Annotated in this window: 11 protein-coding genes; 8 read left to right on the forward strand and 3 right to left on the reverse strand. The window is 66.4% G+C overall.

Annotated features, from left to right (window positions below; translation table 11 throughout):
• Positions 1-32: 32 nt before the first annotated feature.
• A complete protein-coding gene (gene pepN / locus BGI27_RS05615; RefSeq protein WP_095523912.1) occupies positions 33-2,783 on the forward strand; it encodes an aminopeptidase N in 2,751 nt (916 codons plus the stop codon).
• 136 nt (positions 2,784-2,919) lie between these two features.
• On the opposite strand, the gene mscL is transcribed toward pepN, so the two are convergent.
• A complete protein-coding gene (gene mscL, locus BGI27_RS05620; protein ID WP_095523913.1) occupies positions 2,920-3,339 on the reverse strand; it encodes a large conductance mechanosensitive channel protein MscL in 420 nt (139 codons plus the stop codon).
• Between the two features lie 177 nt (positions 3,340-3,516).
• Here mscL and BGI27_RS05625 point away from each other — a divergent pair, with 177 nt between their 5' ends.
• The 6 genes from BGI27_RS05625 to BGI27_RS05650 all read left to right on the forward strand — a co-directional run bounded on the left by BGI27_RS05625 (position 3,517) and on the right by BGI27_RS05650 (position 12,237).
• The gene (locus BGI27_RS05625) at positions 3,517-5,622 is read left to right on the forward strand and encodes an AsmA family protein (RefSeq protein WP_095523914.1); all 2,106 of its coding nucleotides are present in this window, start codon (positions 3,517-3,519) and stop codon (positions 5,620-5,622) included.
• Positions 5,619-6,851, forward strand: coding sequence for a multifunctional CCA addition/repair protein (locus BGI27_RS05630; RefSeq protein ID WP_095523915.1), 1,233 nt, complete (start codon positions 5,619-5,621; stop codon positions 6,849-6,851). Before BGI27_RS05625 ends, BGI27_RS05630 begins: the two co-directional genes overlap by 4 nt.
• A 7-nt stretch (positions 6,852-6,858) precedes the next feature.
• Complete coding sequence (locus BGI27_RS05635; protein ID WP_170942941.1) at positions 6,859-8,793, forward strand: transglycosylase domain-containing protein; 1,935 nt, start codon at positions 6,859-6,861, stop codon at positions 8,791-8,793.
• A 106-nt stretch (positions 8,794-8,899) separates the two neighbouring features.
• Positions 8,900-9,730, forward strand: a complete 831-nt coding sequence (locus BGI27_RS05640) for an alpha/beta hydrolase (RefSeq protein ID WP_095523917.1) — start codon at positions 8,900-8,902, stop codon at positions 9,728-9,730.
• Positions 9,731-9,770: 40 nt separating this feature from the next.
• Positions 9,771-11,276, forward strand: coding sequence for an Asp-tRNA(Asn)/Glu-tRNA(Gln) amidotransferase subunit GatB (gene gatB / locus BGI27_RS05645; RefSeq protein WP_095523918.1), 1,506 nt, complete (start codon positions 9,771-9,773; stop codon positions 11,274-11,276).
• 352 nt (positions 11,277-11,628) lie between these two features.
• A complete protein-coding gene (locus BGI27_RS05650) occupies positions 11,629-12,237 on the forward strand; it encodes a glycine zipper 2TM domain-containing protein (protein ID WP_170942940.1) in 609 nt (202 codons plus the stop codon).
• A gap of 68 nt (positions 12,238-12,305) precedes the next feature.
• On the opposite strand, the gene BGI27_RS05655 is transcribed toward BGI27_RS05650, so the two are convergent.
• Positions 12,306-13,892, reverse strand: a complete 1,587-nt coding sequence (locus BGI27_RS05655; protein WP_223871620.1) for a right-handed parallel beta-helix repeat-containing protein — start codon at positions 13,890-13,892, stop codon at positions 12,306-12,308.
• Between the two features lie 248 nt (positions 13,893-14,140).
• On the opposite strand from BGI27_RS05655, the gene BGI27_RS05660 reads away from it, so the two are divergent.
• Positions 14,141-14,926: an aspartate dehydrogenase domain-containing protein gene (locus tag BGI27_RS05660; protein WP_095523920.1), complete on the forward strand. Its 786-nt coding sequence runs from the start codon at positions 14,141-14,143 to the stop codon at positions 14,924-14,926.
• 37 nt (positions 14,927-14,963) lie between these two features.
• Here the strand turns inward: BGI27_RS05660 and BGI27_RS05665 are convergent, their stop codons facing one another.
• On the reverse strand, positions 14,964-15,374 hold the full coding sequence (locus BGI27_RS05665) for an ABC transporter permease (RefSeq protein WP_223871621.1): 411 nt from the start codon (positions 15,372-15,374) through the stop codon (positions 14,964-14,966).
• Positions 15,375-15,403 lie beyond the last annotated feature (29 nt).

Below are 15,403 nucleotides of genomic sequence, written 5' to 3' on the forward strand. Positions count from 1 at the left end.
AACTGCCGGTTCGACTTGCCGGACACCCGAACATGAGCCAAACGCCCCGCAGCATCTTCCTCAAGGACTACACCCCGCCGGCCTGGCTGGTGGAGCGGGTCCATCTGGACATCGCCCTACATGCCGGCTTCGCCCGCGTCTCGGCGAAGCTGGACATCCGCCGCAACCCCGTGGGCGATGGCGGTGCGCTGCAGCTGGACGGCGAGGAGCTGCAACTCGAATCGCTGCACCTCGATGGCCGCGCGCTGGCGCCAGCCGAATACCGGTACGCCGACGACTGCCTGAGCATCCCCGACGTACCCGAAGCCTTCACGCTGGAGACCGTGGTACGCATCGAACCGGACCGCAACACCCAGCTCTCGGGCCTCTACCGCTCCAAGGACGGCTACTTCACGCAGTGCGAAGCGCAGGGCTTCCGCCGCATCACCTTCTATCCGGACCGTCCGGACGTGATGGCGAAATTCACCTGCACCCTGCATGCCGACAAGGCCGCCTTCCCGGTGCTGCTCGCCAACGGCAACCCGGTCGCCAGCGAAGACGAAGAAAACGGCCGCCACTGGGCCACCTGGGAAGATCCCTTCGCCAAGCCGGCTTACCTCTTCGCCTGCGTGGCCGCCAGGCTTGACGTGCTGGAAGACCACTATGTCACCACCTCGGGGCGCCGCGTACGCTGCGCGGTGTACGTGGAGCCCGGCAAACTCGACCAGTGCGACCACGCCATGGCCGCGATCAAGAAGAGCATGAAGTGGGACGAGGACACGTTCGGCCTGGAGATGGACCTCGACCACTACATGATCGTGGCGGTCGGCGACTTCAACATGGGCGCCATGGAGAACAAGGGCCTCAACATCTTCAACACCAAGTACGTGCTGGCCCGTCCGGACACCGCCACCGACACCGACTATCAGAACATCGACCGCGTGGTCGCGCACGAGTATTTCCATAACTGGACCGGCAACCGCGTGACCTGCCGCGACTGGTTCCAGCTCTCGCTCAAGGAAGGGCTCACCGTCTTCCGCGACCAGCAGTTCGGCATGGACGTGCATTCGCGCGGCGTCACGCGCATCCAGGAGGTGCTCGGCCTGCGCGCCGCGCAGTTCCCCGAGGATGCCGGCCCCATGGCCCACCCGATCCGCCCGGCAAGCTACGCCGAAATCAACAACTTCTACACCGCCACGGTGTACGAGAAGGGCGCGGAGATCATCCGCATGATCCACACCCTGATCGGCGCGGCAGCTTTCCGCAAGGGCATGGACCTCTACTTCCAGCGCCATGACGGCCAGGCCGTGACCTGCGAGGATTTCGTGGCCGCCATGCAGGACGCCTCGGGCAAGGATCTGGCGCAATTCCAGCGCTGGTACAACCAGGCCGGCACGCCGCGTCTGATCGTGCGCAGCCACTTCGACGCCACGACCAGACGCTACGCGCTGGACGTCGAACAGCAGTTCCCGCCCACCCCCTACGAAGCGCGCATGGCCGCCGAAGGGCTGGATCTTCCGCGTGGCCCCTATCACCTGCCCATCGTCATCGGTCTGCTGGATGCCGAGGGCCGCGAACTGCCGCTGAAACTGGCAGGGGAAACCGCCCCCCTCTCCCCCATCCCCTCTCCCTCGGAGGGGAGAGGGGCGCTTCGAGCGGCTGCGCCGATTGCAAGCCCGGGTACGCAACGTGTGCTGGAGCTGCGCGAAGCACGTCAGCAGTTCGTGTTCGAAGACATCGACGCCGAACCTGTGCCCTCGCTGCTGCGCGGCTTTTCCGCCCCGGTCGTGCTGGACCACCCCTACTCCACCGAACAGCTGGTGCACCTGATGGCTTTCGACAGTGACGAGGTGAATCGCTGGGAAGCCGGCCAGCGCCTGGCCACCGACATCCTGCTGGCCGGCGTGACAGCCTTCCAGCGCGGCGAGGGCGACAGGCTCGCCTGGATTCCGGATGCCTACATCGTCGCCGTGGCCCGTCTGCTCGGCTCGGCCTTCATCGAAGGAGGCGATCCGGCCTTCGTCGCAGAGGCCCTGATCCTGCCCTCGGAAACCGTGCTCGGCGAACAGATGGAAACCGTCGATCCCGACGCCATCCATGCCGCACGCCTGGCCTTGCGCCGTCACCTGGCGCGCGAGCTGCGCGAAGCCCTGCTTTCGGCCTATCTCGAGCTCCAGGCAGATGGCCCGTATTCGCCGGAGGGGCCGCAGGCCGGACGCCGCGCACTGCGCAATTCCTGCCTCTCTTACCTCGCGGAACTGGACGAGGGCGGCGCCCAGGCGCTGGTGGTCGGCCACTTCGAACAAGCCGGCAACATGACCGACACCATGGCCGCACTCGCCGCGCTGGCGAACCTGGACATCCCGGCGCGTCACGCCGCGCTCGACAGCTTCTATTCCAAGTGGCAACACGAAGCGCTGGTGGTCGACAAATGGCTGCAGGTGCAGGCCACCTCGCGCCTGCCCGGCACCACGGCAGACGTGCGCGCGCTGATGGCACACGAGGCCTTCGACATCCGCAACCCGAACAAGGTGTACTCGCTGGTGCGCGCCTTCTGCGCTGCCAATCCGAAACACTTCCACGCCGCTGACGGCGCCGGCTACAAGCTCGCGGCCGACGTGATTCTGCAGCTCGACCCGATGAACCCGCAGGTGGCTTCACGCATTGCGCGAACCTTTGATCGCTGGAAGAAATTCAACCCCGCACGTCAGGCCCACGCCCGTGCCCAGCTCCAGCGCATCCAGGCACAGGCGGGGCTCTCCAGCGACGTGGCCGAAGTCATCGGCAAGGCCTTGGACGCCTAGGCGACGCACCCGCATCAAGACCGTTTTCTCAAACCATTGAGCAGCGCACAAACGAAAACCCCCGGCCTCGACCGGGAGTTTTTCATCGCCGGGCGACAGATCGAGGGGCCACTCCCGATATCTGCCCGAACGCACCTCACTTCTTCAGTGCATCGCGGATCTCGCGCAGCAGCTCGATATCCTCGGGGGTGGCTGCCGGAGCGTCCGGCTTCTCGCGCTTGAGGCGGTTGATCTGCTTGATCATCACGAAGATCACGAAAGCAAGGATGGTGAAGTTGATCGCCTCGGTGAGGAACACACCGTAGGCGAACACCGGCACCTGTGCCTTGCGCAAGGCATCCAGCGTCTCTGGCACGCCCTCGGGAATGCTTCCCAACGTGATGAACAGGCCCGAGAAATCCACTTTGCCGATCAGGGCGCCGACCAGCGGCATGATCACATCGTTGACCATGGAACTGACGATCTTGCCGAAGGCGCCGCCGATGATCACACCGACAGCCAGATCGATGACGTTGCCTTTCAGGGCGAACTCGCGGAATTCGGAAATGAAGCTCATACAGGATCCTCCCCGGTGAATGGACTGTGTTGAAAGCGGATGTGCGCGTCATGGCGCCGGTGCGAAGTGTGGCGCACCCCCCGGGGCGCGGCAAGCCGTTCGGGAGCCGATCTGCGTCATCCGACACAGCTTTGCCCTCGGGTATGATGCGACCTCCCTCTTCGCGGAGGTCCGGCCTTGTCCCGAACGAACTCCATCTTGCTGCGCGTGCTGGGACTCGTGCTCGGCGGCATCTGTGCATTGTTGCTGGCGGCATCGCTGCTGGCCTGGGCGCGCTTCGACGGCGCCCAGGCGGCAGTTGAACTGGAACAGTATTTCAAGACCCACTACCAGCGCACGCTGGTGATGGCGAATGCACCACGCCTGTTGCCCTGGCCCAGCCCCACCCTGTATCTGCAACGCCTGACGCTGTCCGAACCGCGCCGCGCCGATGTCGTCGCCCAGGTCCGCGAACTGCGCCTGCGCCTGGCCTGGCTGCCGCTGATGGCCGGCCGCGTCGAAATTCGCGCTGTCGAACTGGGCCCCTCCTCCGCCGCGCTGATCCGCGAACGGGACGGCCGCTGGAATTTCGCCGACCTGCTGGCCGACCCTCCCACCGACGACACCCTGCCCTGGCCGCTGAAGCTGGAACGCATCGCCCTCGACAAACTCGATCTGAACCTGCTCGACCGGGGTGACAACACCCAGACCCAACTGCACGACCTCAGTCTCACGCTCGACCGCCCCCAGATCGGAAGCCCTGCGCGGCTGTGCTGGCAGGGGCGTTTCCTGCAGCCCCAGGACGCAGCGCTGAATCTGCAGGGCAATGCCCGCCTGACGCTGTCACCGGAGCTGAAGGCAGCGCAGCTCGAAGCCATGACCACCCGTTTTGACGGCGAGCTGGAAGGCTTCGCGGGTATCAGTGGCGAACTGCGCGCAGACACGCTGAGCTGGGACCGGGACAGCGCCGCCGGCGAACTGAGCGGCCTGCGTATGCATGCCAGCGGCGCACGCGGTGGCGAACGGCGTGAATGGCAGCTCACCCTGCCGAAGCTGCATTGGCAGGACAAACGCATCGGCGGCGAAGCACTCGCCGCGCGCATGGTGTCGCGCGACGGCTCGCGCAGCCTGCAGGTAGAGCTGCAACTGCCCACCCTGGCTCCCACCGAGCAAGGCTTCGATACCGCCAGCGCCCGCCTGCAGGCCCAATTCACGCAAGGCGCGCTGAATGGCGACAGTACCCTGGGCTTCACGCTTTCCGCCAACCCTGCCGACGGCCAATGGCGGGTTTCCGCGCTGGACGGCAACTGCCGCCTGCAACACCCGGCACTGCGCAAGGCGATCACGCTCGGCCTCGGCGGCCAGGGCAGCTGGCAGCCGGCACGCGGTGGCGAACTGGCACTGCAACTGGCGCAGGGCGACCAACGGCTGACCGCCCAGGCCAGCCTGCCCAGACTGCGCCCATTGCAAGCCCGGCTGAGCCTGCAGGGAGATGCGCTGGACTTCGACAGCTTGCTAGACCCTGACGAACTGCCCGCGCTGCTGGCCCAGCCGCTGCCCCCCGAGGCAGCCCTGAGCGGCCGCCTGACACTGGCCGAGGCCCAGGCCGGCGGCGTGCATTGGCAGAACCTGCAGCTCCCCTTCGTGCTGGACAAAGGCCGCTTCAGCAGCAGCGGCTACACGGCCTCGGCGCACGGTGGCCGCTTCAAGGGAGACCTGCTGCTGGACACGACCGGCGGGCGGCTGGAATCCAGCGGCGAGTTCTCCACCATCGCACTGGAATCCCTGCGCGACGAAGCCCGCCTGCCCCTGCCGGCGGTCGGCAAGCTCTCGGGCTCCTATCGCATCGCAGCGCCACTGGCCGCCGGCCGCAATCCGCTGGCCCAGGCCAAGGGCGCCCTGCGCTGGCGCCTGGAACAAGCGCGTCTGGATGGGGTCGACTTCGCACGTAGCCTGCGCGAGCTGCGCCCGGACATCGAAGCCGGCACGCCGGGCGCGCGCCGGCCGGACACAGGCGAAAGCAGCCGTTTCGACAGCATCGTGGCGCGTTTCGTGTTCGCCCGGGGTCGCTGGCAGACCAACAACCTGCAGGCAGGCGCCTCCTGGCTAAACATCAGCGGGCAGGGCGAAGGCTCGCTGCTGGCCACCGGGCTGGACCTGCAACTGCGCGCCAACGTGCTGCCCGCCGTGGCGCGCGGCGACACACGCGATCTCGCCGGCCTGCGCGGCAAGACGCTGCCTTTGCGGCTGAAAGGGCCCAACATGCAACCCGACATCCGTTACGAGCACACCGCCAGCCGATGAACACCGGATTCCAGACCTACATCGTCGGCGGTGCCGTGCGCGACCGCCTGCTCGGCCTGCCGGTGCAGGACCGCGACTGGGTCATCGTCGGCGCCACGCCCGAAACCCTGCTCGCCGCCGGCTACAAACCCGTGGGCAAGGACTTCCCGGTCTTCCTCCACCCGCAGACCCGCGAGGAATGCGCACTGGCACGCACCGAACGCAAGACTGCGCCCGGTTACAAGGGCTTTGTCTTTCATGCCGACGCCAGCGTCACGCTGGAAGAAGACCTGATCCGCCGCGATCTCACCATCAACGCCATGGCCGAAGCGGCCGACGGCACGCTGGTCGACCCCTTCGGCGGCCAGCGTGACATCGCCGCACGCGTGTTCCGTCACGTCAGCCCGGCCTTCGCCGAAGATCCGGTGCGCATCCTGCGCGTGGCGCGCTTTGCCGCGCGTTTCTCCGATTTCGCGGTCGCACCCGAGACACTGGCGCTCATGCGCGGCATGGTCGAGGCCGGCGAAGTCGACCACCTGGTGCCCGAGCGTGTCTGGCAGGAGCTCTCCCGGGGCCTGATGTACGAACGCCCCGCGCGCATGATCACGGTGCTGCGCGACTGCGGCGCGCTGACGCGCATCCTGCCCGAGCTGGATGCCCTGTTCGGCGTGCCGCAGCCACCGCAATACCACCCTGAGGTGGATACCGGCGCCCACATCCTGCTGGTGGTAGACCGCGCCGCGCAGCTCGACACCCCCCTGCCGGTACGCTGGGCCGCGCTGCTGCACGACCTCGGCAAAGGGCTCAGCCCGCGTGCAGAATGGCCGCACCACTACGGCCACGAAAACGCCGGCGTCCCGCTGACCGAAGCGGTCTGCGCCCGCCTGCGCGTGCCCGTGGACTGCCGCGAGCTGGCCGTGCTGGTCACGCGCGAGCATGGCAACGTCTACAAATCCGGCGAGATGCAGCCCCCCGCGCTGGCCCGCTTCCTCGAGCGCCTGGATCTGCTGCGCCGCCCCGAGCGTTTCGAAGCCCTGCTGCTCGCCTCGCAATGCGATGCCCAGGGCCGCCCCGGCTTCGAGCACTACACCAGCCCCGCCGTGCCGCGCCTGCGCGTCGCTGCGGAAGCCTTCCGCAGCGTGGATGCCGGCGCGATCGCCCGAGCCACAGACGACAAGACGCAGATTCCGGCGCGCGTGCAAGAGGCGCGTGTGCAGGCCGTGCGGACAGCCATCGACACGACGCGGTGAGCCCATCATGAAAAGCCGTCTGCTGTTGTGCTGCACCGCCCTCTGGCTGTGGCAGACGGCAGCCAGGGCGGAAAACCTGCCGAGCTTCAGCCAGGTCCGCGCCTCGCACATCGCCTCCGATGCCTTGCTGGTGGACCGTCGCGGCGAACCGCTGGCCGACCTGCGCCTGGACATGCACGGCCGGCGCCTGCAATGGACGCCGCTGTCAGCGCTCTCGCCGGCGATGCGCGACGCCCTGCTACGCGCCGAAGACCGCCGCTTCTTCCAGCACAAGGGTGTGGACTGGCTGGCCTTCGCAGGTGCCGCCTGGCAAAACCTGTGGGGCGACACCACACGCGGCGCCTCCACGCTGACCATGCAGCTCGCCGGCCTGCTCGATCCCGAGCTGCGCCTGCCCAAGGATCATGGCGGCCGCCGCAGCCTGAGCCAGAAATGGGATCAGGGCGTGGCCGCGCTGGCACTCGAAGAGCAGTGGAGCAAGGCGCAGATTCTCGAGGCCTATCTCAACCTCGCGCCTTTCCGGGGCGACCTGCAGGGCATCACCGCCGCCAGCGAACTGCTCTTCGGCGTGCGCCCGGCCGTACTGGACGTCACCCAGGCCAGCCTGCTCGCCGCACTGCTGCGCGGGCCGAACGCCCGGCCGGGCGTAGTGGCGCGCCGTGCCTGCGTGCTCGCCGAGGGCATGGGGCAAAAGCGCCTGTGTCCGCAGATCACACGGCTGGCCAGCACACGCCTGGACGCACCGCGCAACCAGCCACGCCACGGACTGGCCCCCCATCTGGCCCGCCTGAGTCTGAAACATCCGGGCGAGGCACGTACCAGCCTCATCGACGCGATGCTGCAGGTCCGCCTGCTGGGCCTGCTGCAGGCGCAGCACGATCCGGGGGCTGCCGCACTGGTGCTCGACAACGCCAGCGGCGAAGTGCTGGCCTGGATCGGCGCGCTCGATCCGGCCCTGCCCGATGGCGTCTCCCGTGGCCGTCTGCTGGCCGACTGGTGGGCGCCGGCAGCTGCCGCACTGGCGCTGGAACAGCGCTGGGCCAGCCCGGCCACGCCACTGCCACGCGGCTGGCTGCCCTGGCTGGCCGAACCGCAACCCGAACGGGACTTCGAGGCCAACTGGCTGAGCCTGCGCGCGGCACTCGAGCTGCATGACAGTGCCGCACTGCTCCAGCTGCGCCAACGCAACGGACACGAGGCCTGGCTCGCGCGGCTGCAACGCCTCGGCTTCGCACCTGCCGGCGAGGCGGATGCACCGGGCACGGTGAATCTGCTGCAGCTCGCAGCGCTGTGGCGCAGCTTTGCGAGCCTGGATCATCGCCCGGCACAAGTCTTCCCCGGGCTGGCGGGAATCTCCGCGACATCCGTCTGGCCCGCCGCGCCGGCGTGGCTCATCCGCCAGTTGCTGGGCGATTACAGCCTCTGGGAGGCCCGTGGCCTGGAAGGCGGCGCGCCGGTCCTGGTCGGCATCGCCGGCCCGTACACGCTGGTGTTCGCACCGGCACGCGCCGAAGACGCGCGCCAGCGCTGGCTGACGCTGGCCCAGTGCATCGCCGCGCCAGCGACCCCGACACCGCCGCCGGAGGGCATCGAACAGGCGCTGGTGAGTTTCGAACCGCCGCAGGAAGCCGCACGGCGCGAATACTTCATCACCGGTACGGCGCCGGACATGGTCAGCGTGCTGCCGGGCCTGCGCCGCGCCCGCATCGACTTCCCGGAGGCTGACGCGCACTACGTGCTGCCATCAGACGCGCCGATCGCGCCCTGGTCCTTCGCTGCCGAAGGCGCCGTGGCCCTGCACTGGCGCCTGGATGGTCAGGCACTGAGCAGCGGCCGCCTGCTTTCATGGCCTCCCCAGGCGGGCAGGCATGCGCTCGAAATCCTGGGGCCGGACGGAGAATTGCTCGACAGCATGGAATTCGAAATCAGCCTCCAGCCCTGATCGGCCAGGGCAAGGCAGCCACAGCCAGCCCCGGGCTGGCGTCAAACAGCGCAACGGGATTCAGGCATAAGCCACGGCCCTGAATGCCACCGCAAGGAGACTCCCTATGTCTGCACACCTGGAAATCCTCGCCGCCAGCGCCGAAGGTCCGGCCCGCGAACGACCGCTGCTCTTCGTGCACGGCGCCTATTCCGGCGCCTGGCAATGGCAGCCCTACTACCTGCCCTGGTTTTCCGCACAAGGCTGGCAGGTCAGTGCCTTCTCCTTCCGCGGCCATGGCGCCAGCGAGGGGCGCGAGCGGCTGGATACCCTGAGCCTGCAGGATTACGTGAACGATCTGGCCGGGATCATCGCCGCGATGCCGGTCGCGCCGCTGGTGGTGGCGCACTCCATGGGCGGGCTGGTGCTGCAGAAATACCTCGAACATCACGAACTGCCCGGCGCAGTGCTGCTCAGCTCGGTGCCGCCACATGGCCTGATGGCGGCCACGATGAACCTCGCGCTGACCCGGCCGGACGTGCTGGTCGACCTGAACCGCATCATCGGCGGAGCCAGTCCGGCGGTGAGTTCGGTACGCCATGCGCTGTTCCACCAGCCGGTCAGCGACGAGATCCTAGCCCTGTGCTTCGCCAGGATGCAGCCGGAATCGATGCGCGCGGTCTGGGACATGTGCGGCTTCGATCTGCCCCGCCCCGGGCGCATGCACAAACCGCCGCTGCTGATCCTCGGTGCCAGCCACGATGCACTGATCCCGCCGCATCTGGTGGAGCTCACCGGCAGCGCCCTGCATCTGCCCGTCGAGATCCTGCCCGAATCCGGCCACGCCATGATGCTGGAGCCCACCTGGCAGCACAGCGCAGAGCGCATTCACGCCTGGCTCGCCGAACTCGCACCGCTGGCCCGGGCCCCGGCGGCACCGCGCAGGCGGCGCGCCTGATAAAATCGCCGGTTCGCAAAGATACTCACGGAAGCCCGCCATGCGCAGCGATTGGGAAGTCGTCATCGGCCTGGAAACCCACGCCCAGCTCAACACCGCGTCGAAGATCTTTTCCGGCGCCAGCACTGCCTTCGGCGCCGAGCCGAACGTGCAGGCCAGTGCGGTGGACATCGCCCTGCCCGGTGTGCTGCCGGTGCTCAACAAGGGGGCGGTGGAGCGCGCCATCCGCTTCGGGCTGGCCATCGGCGCCGAGGTCGCGCCGCGCTCGGTATTCGCACGCAAGAACTACTTCTATCCCGATCTCCCCAAGGGCTACCAGATCAGCCAGTTTGAGCTGCCGGTGGTACAGGGCGGCGAGATCACCATCCAGGTCGGCGAGGGCGACAAGGCCTACAGCAAGGTGGTGCACCTGACCCGCGCCCACCTCGAAGAGGATGCCGGCAAGAGCCTGCACGAAGATTTCCAGGGCAGCTCCGGCATCGACCTGAACCGCGCCGGCACGCCGCTGCTGGAAATCGTGACCGAGCCCGATATGTCTTCCTCGGCCGAAGCCGTGGCCTACGCCAAGGCCCTGCACGCACTGGTGCAGTGGATCGACATCTGCGACGGCAACATGCAGGAAGGCAGCTTCCGCTGCGATGCTAACGTGTCGGTGCGCCGCAAGGGCGAGCCGCTCGGCACGCGTCGCGAGATCAAGAACCTCAACAGCTTCCGTTTCCTGCAACAGGCCATCGAGTACGAGATCCAGTGGCAGATCGAGACGCTGGAAGACGGCGGCAGGATCCAGCAGGCCACCGTGCTGTTCGATCCGGACACGGGCGAGACGCGCGTAATGCGCACCAAGGAAGACGCGCACGATTACCGCTACTTCCCCGACCCCGACCTGCTGCCGCTGGAGATCGACGCCGAATGGAAGGCCCAGGTCGCCGCGACGATGCCCGAGCTGCCGGAAGCTATGCGCGCTCGCTTTGAGTACGACTACATCTTGACCCAGTATGACGCGACTACGCTAACGGCTACTCTTGCTATCGCGAAGTACTTTGAGGACTGTGTTGCTGCGACTGGATTGCCGCCTGTTCCGGGCCCGATCGAAGGCAAAGGCAACATCAGCAAACCTGAGCCCTTTGTTGCAAAACTTTGCGCCAACTGGGTAATGGGCGAACTCGCCGCGCGCCTGAACAAGGCCGAGCTGGAGATTGCCGCCAGCCCTGTTTCCGCTGCCCAACTCGCCGGGCTGATCGCACGGATTGCCGACAACACCCTCTCGAACAACATCGCGAAGAAGGTCTTCGAGGCGCTGTGGAACGGGGAAGGCGGGTCGGCTGACGAAATCATCGAGAAGCAGGGCCTGAAGCAGGTCACCGACGCCTCGGCCATCGAGCCCATCATCGACGAAGTGATCGCCAACAACGCGCAGAACGTTGCCGAATACAAGGCCGGCAAGGAAAAGGCCTTCAATGCGCTGGTCGGCCAGGTCATGAAGGCAAGCAAGGGCAAGGCCTCACCCGCACAGGTCAACGAACTGCTGAAGAAGAAACTGGGGTGAGCTGCGGTGTGGCCCCCTCCGGCCACAAGCCCGGCACCGTCGGGCTGGCGTCATCCCGGCGCACACCGGTATCCAGATGCGTAGGGTGCGCTCCGCGCACGCGGATTTCACCCTCCCGTTGTGCGATGCTCCGGATGGTGCGCAATGCGCACCCTACAGCTGGATTCCGGCCGTTGCCGGAATGACGGCCAACCGATTGATCGCAGTATCCAGCCTGCCCTGGGCTACGGCCGGAAATCCGGCTGCAACAACTGGATACAACTTGTTGAGTGCTGAAACATCCTGCTAGAGCCGTTTAACGGCCAGGCGTTTCATGATTCATGCACGGCAATTCGCCGTGAAGGAGTGGATCATGAAACGAATCCTGATGACGACGATGCTTGCCTGCGTCGCCTGCGCCAGCCAGGCGGCCGAGTACGGCAAGGTGATCTCCAGCACCCCGATCATGGAAACTGTCAGCACACCGCAGCGCGTCTGCCGCGACGAACAGGTTGCAGTCCCCGCGCAGCGTTCGGCCGATGGCTCGATCATGGGTGCCATCGCCGGCGGCCTGCTTGGCAGCACCATGGGTGAAGGCTCGGGCAAGACAGCGGCCACGGCAGCCGGCGTGATCGTCGGTGCGGTGGTGGGCGACCAGGCCGTGAATGGCGATGCGCGCGGCAGCACGCAGACGGTGCGCCGCTGCGGCACACGCTACGTGAAGAGCCAGCAACTGGTGGGTTACGACGTGGAATACGAATACGCGGGCAAGTACTACCGCACCCGCACGACCAACGATCCCGGCGACTCCATCGCGCTCAGCGTGACGCCGCTCGCCGGGGCGACCAGCGCGGTGGACGAGGAAGAAATCATCTATGACGATGTCGCTGCCGAGCCACGCCGGGATTATGTGCGCCCCAGCGTGATGCTGAACTGGTCGGTCGGTGGTGGCGACCCTGGTCCGCACCATCATCGCCGCTGAGGCACCGCCGCGAGGCCAAAAGAAAACGCACGCCATCGGCGTGCGTTTTTTCTTTCATCCGGCCAGGATCATTCCCGTTCGAATGCGCCCAGATCGGGGGCACTTCCCTTGTAAGGCAGACCGACGTTCACGCCCGCATTGATGAGCTTGCTGCCGGCGCTGAGGCGGAACAGGTTGGTGGTGGGCAGCGAACCGTCAGCCTCGCGGGCGCGCGTGGCGAGGTTGGTATCCAGACTGACGAAATCCGCGCTGCTGGCCGCCAGGCTATTCCAGGTATTGTTCTTCGAATCGGCATTGCAGATGCTGTCCGCATTCTTGCCCGAGAGCGACACTTTGTTGCGGAAGGTGTGCGTCTCGCCGGAATTCACCGTGTTGCAGAAGCCGTAGTTGATGCCGTTCTGATAGCTGGTGTTGTTGAACAGGGTGACACCGCCAGCGTTGTTGTTCTGGTCGAAACCCTTGCCGGGATGGCCGAAGGAAACGGAATTGACGATGCGGTTGCGCTGCACAGCCGCGTTGCCTCCCAGCTTGAAGCCGTTGCCATTGCCGGCAAAGCCGCCATAGCCCCAGACGTCCACACCATTGCGGAAGGTCCAGCTGTTCTCGATCACCACGGCCTCGGGACTGTCGTAGGTGTCGAAGCCGTCATCCGAGTTCTCCCAGGCACGGCAGCCATGGAAGAAATTGCCCGCGCCCTGTGTCTGCTTGGATGCGAAGCCGTCGGCCATGCTGCCCAGCTTCTTCGGGTCATAGTTGCGGTAGGCGTCGGAATTGATCACCTTGGTGTAGGAGCCACCCTTGTTGATCTCCAGCCCGCTATTGCGGTTGTTATGGAAGGCGCAGTTCTCGAAGGTGTTGTAGGCCCCGGTGACGTACACGCCCTGGTAGCCAGCGCGCGTGATCTCGATGCCCTTGAAGTACCAATAGCTGCCGGTAAGGTAGAAACCGTAGGAGTCCTGTACCCAGGTGTTCTCCGGGAAGGAAAAGTCCACCACAGCCTTGCCGCAGTTGGCCGCCACCAGATAGATCCTGGCGCCGGACGAACCGGACTTGGAAAGCGTGATGGTGTTCTTCGCCCCGGCCGTGTAAGGCACCGTATAGGTGCCCGGCTGCAGCAACACCATCTGCCCGGCAGAAACCTTGGTCAGCGCCTCCGTCAGACTCATCAGTGCCGAAAAGCTGCTGCCCGCGCCACCGCTGCCGGCGGTGGGGGTGACGTAGTAGACCTTGCTGGCGACCAGATTACTGGTTTCGGTGCCGCAGCCCGTCACATAGGGATTGCTGCTGCTGGTGGCCTGGCTGCTACTCGAGGATTGCGATGCCGAGCTGGCGCTGCTCGACGAACTGCTCGACGACGCGGCCGAGGAACTGGCCGAGGATGAAGTGCCGGCCGCCGGCCCGACGGAACACCAGGCCGAATCCGGCATGGCGCTTCCGCCGCTGAACAGGGATTTGGCACAGGTGAAGTTGCCGGTCAGCGTGGCGTAGACGAAGCTGCCCGACTTGCCCAGCGCCACCGAACGGGTGCCGCTCATGGTGCAGGCCGCGCCGATCTTGGCGCACTTCGTGTAACCGTCCGGGTAATCGGTTGCCGCGAGCGCGTTGCCCGTCAGCCCGAGCGCGAGCACGCAGCCCGCGATCCATCTGCTTTGCATGGTTGTCTCCTCTTTCTCCGTGAATGCCCCGCCGCGGTCGGTCGAGCCCGTCATGTAGAATTTATTCCTATCTTGCAGTCGGAAGCCGGCAGCAACTTATGCTTGGCCATGCGGGGTGTCAAGCAACAACGAGCGGCGGCGAAGCCGCGCCGCGATACGCTGCCCGAGGACCAGCCGGAGAAACCCCGATGGCCTCCGATGTAAGGCACGCACCACAATGGGGCATTCATTCGTCACAAGGAAACGGCATGCAGAAACTCAAACTGGCCATCGTCGGCTGCGGATTCCTGGGCAACATCGTGGCCGATGCCTGGCAGCGCGGTCTGCTGCCCGAGTACGAACTCGTCGGCTGTCTCTCGCGCAGCGCAGAATCCGCGCGCACCCTGGCCGACAGGCATGGCTGCGTGGCTTGCGACAGTCTCGAACAACTGCTCACCCTGCAGCCGGACTACGTGGTGGAAGCCGCCTCGCCCGGCGTGGTGCGGGAGATCGCGGAAGCGGTGCTGCGGGCGCGGTCGAACCTGGTGCTGCTTTCCATCGGCGCCCTGGCCGACGCGGACTTCCTCGCCCGCCTGGAAGCCTGCGCCCGTACCCACGGGCGGCGCGTACACCTGGCTGCCGGAGCCATCGGCGGCTTCGATGTGCTGCGCACCACAGCGCTGATGAGCGCCATCGACGCCAGCATCACCACCCAAAAAGGTCCTGCCTCGCTGCGCAACACCCCGCTGTTCGACGACGGTCTGCTCGATGCGGCGGAGCCGCGCGAGGTGTTCGCCGGCAATGCGCGCGAGGCCATCGCGCTACTCCCCACCCGGGTCAATGTGGCGGTGGCGACCGCTCTGGCCACGGCCGGCGTCGAGGACACGTGCGTGAGCATCAACAGCGTGCCGGGTTTCAAGGGAGACGACCACCGCATCGAAGTGCGCGGCGAAGAAGTCCACGCGGTGGTCGACATCTATTCGCGGACCAGCGCCATCGCCGGCTGGAGCGTGGTGGCGCTGCTGCGCAACCTGGTCGCGCCGATCGCGTTCTGAGCGGCGGCCCCGCACGACGGGCGCCGCCAGCGCGATATCACAAGGCGGCGTTCTGCCCGCGCGTGGCCCAGCCGGTCAGCCGGCGCTCCAGACGCGCGAAGAGTTCGTACATCACCACACCCATGGCGCCGATCACAAACAGGCCGGCGAACACCAGCGGCATGTTCATCGTGGCGGACGCGCTCATCATCAGATAACCGATGCCAAGGTTGGAAGCGACCGTCTCCGAAATCACCGAGCCGACGAAAGCGAGCGTCACAGCCACCTTCAGCGAGGCGAAGAAATACGGCAGCGAACGCGGCAGGCCGACCTTCTTGAGGATGTCCAGACGCGAGGCACCCAGCGAGCGCAACACATCTTCAAGCTCGGGCTCCAGTGTGGCCAGCCCGGTGGCGACGTTAACCACCACAGGGAAGAAGGAATGAATCGCCCCCGGTTCACTAGACACTTCGAAGCCTTAAGCTGGCAACCAAGTGG

Source organism: Candidatus Dactylopiibacterium carminicum, assembly GCF_014736495.1.
GTDB lineage: Bacteria > Pseudomonadota > Gammaproteobacteria > Burkholderiales > Rhodocyclaceae > Uliginosibacterium > Uliginosibacterium carminicum.

Coding starts and splice junctions, on each gene's coding strand:
- BGI27_RS05640 (WP_095523917.1), top strand. CDS start 8,900: ATGTCTGCACACCTGGAAATCCTCGCCGCCAGCGCCGAAGGTCCGGCC.
- BGI27_RS05650 (WP_170942940.1), top strand. CDS start 11,629: ATGAAACGAATCCTGATGACGACGATGCTTGCCTGCGTCGCCTGCGCC.
- gatB (WP_095523918.1), top strand. CDS start 9,771: ATGCGCAGCGATTGGGAAGTCGTCATCGGCCTGGAAACCCACGCCCAG.
- BGI27_RS05635 (WP_170942941.1), top strand. CDS start 6,859: ATGAAAAGCCGTCTGCTGTTGTGCTGCACCGCCCTCTGGCTGTGGCAG.
- pepN (WP_095523912.1), top strand. CDS start 33: ATGAGCCAAACGCCCCGCAGCATCTTCCTCAAGGACTACACCCCGCCG.
- BGI27_RS05660 (WP_095523920.1), top strand. CDS start 14,141: ATGCAGAAACTCAAACTGGCCATCGTCGGCTGCGGATTCCTGGGCAAC.
- mscL (WP_095523913.1), bottom strand. CDS start 3,339: ATGAGCTTCATTTCCGAATTCCGCGAGTTCGCCCTGAAAGGCAACGTC.
- BGI27_RS05630 (WP_095523915.1), top strand. CDS start 5,619: ATGAACACCGGATTCCAGACCTACATCGTCGGCGGTGCCGTGCGCGAC.
- BGI27_RS05655 (WP_223871620.1), bottom strand. CDS start 13,892: ATGCAAAGCAGATGGATCGCGGGCTGCGTGCTCGCGCTCGGGCTGACG.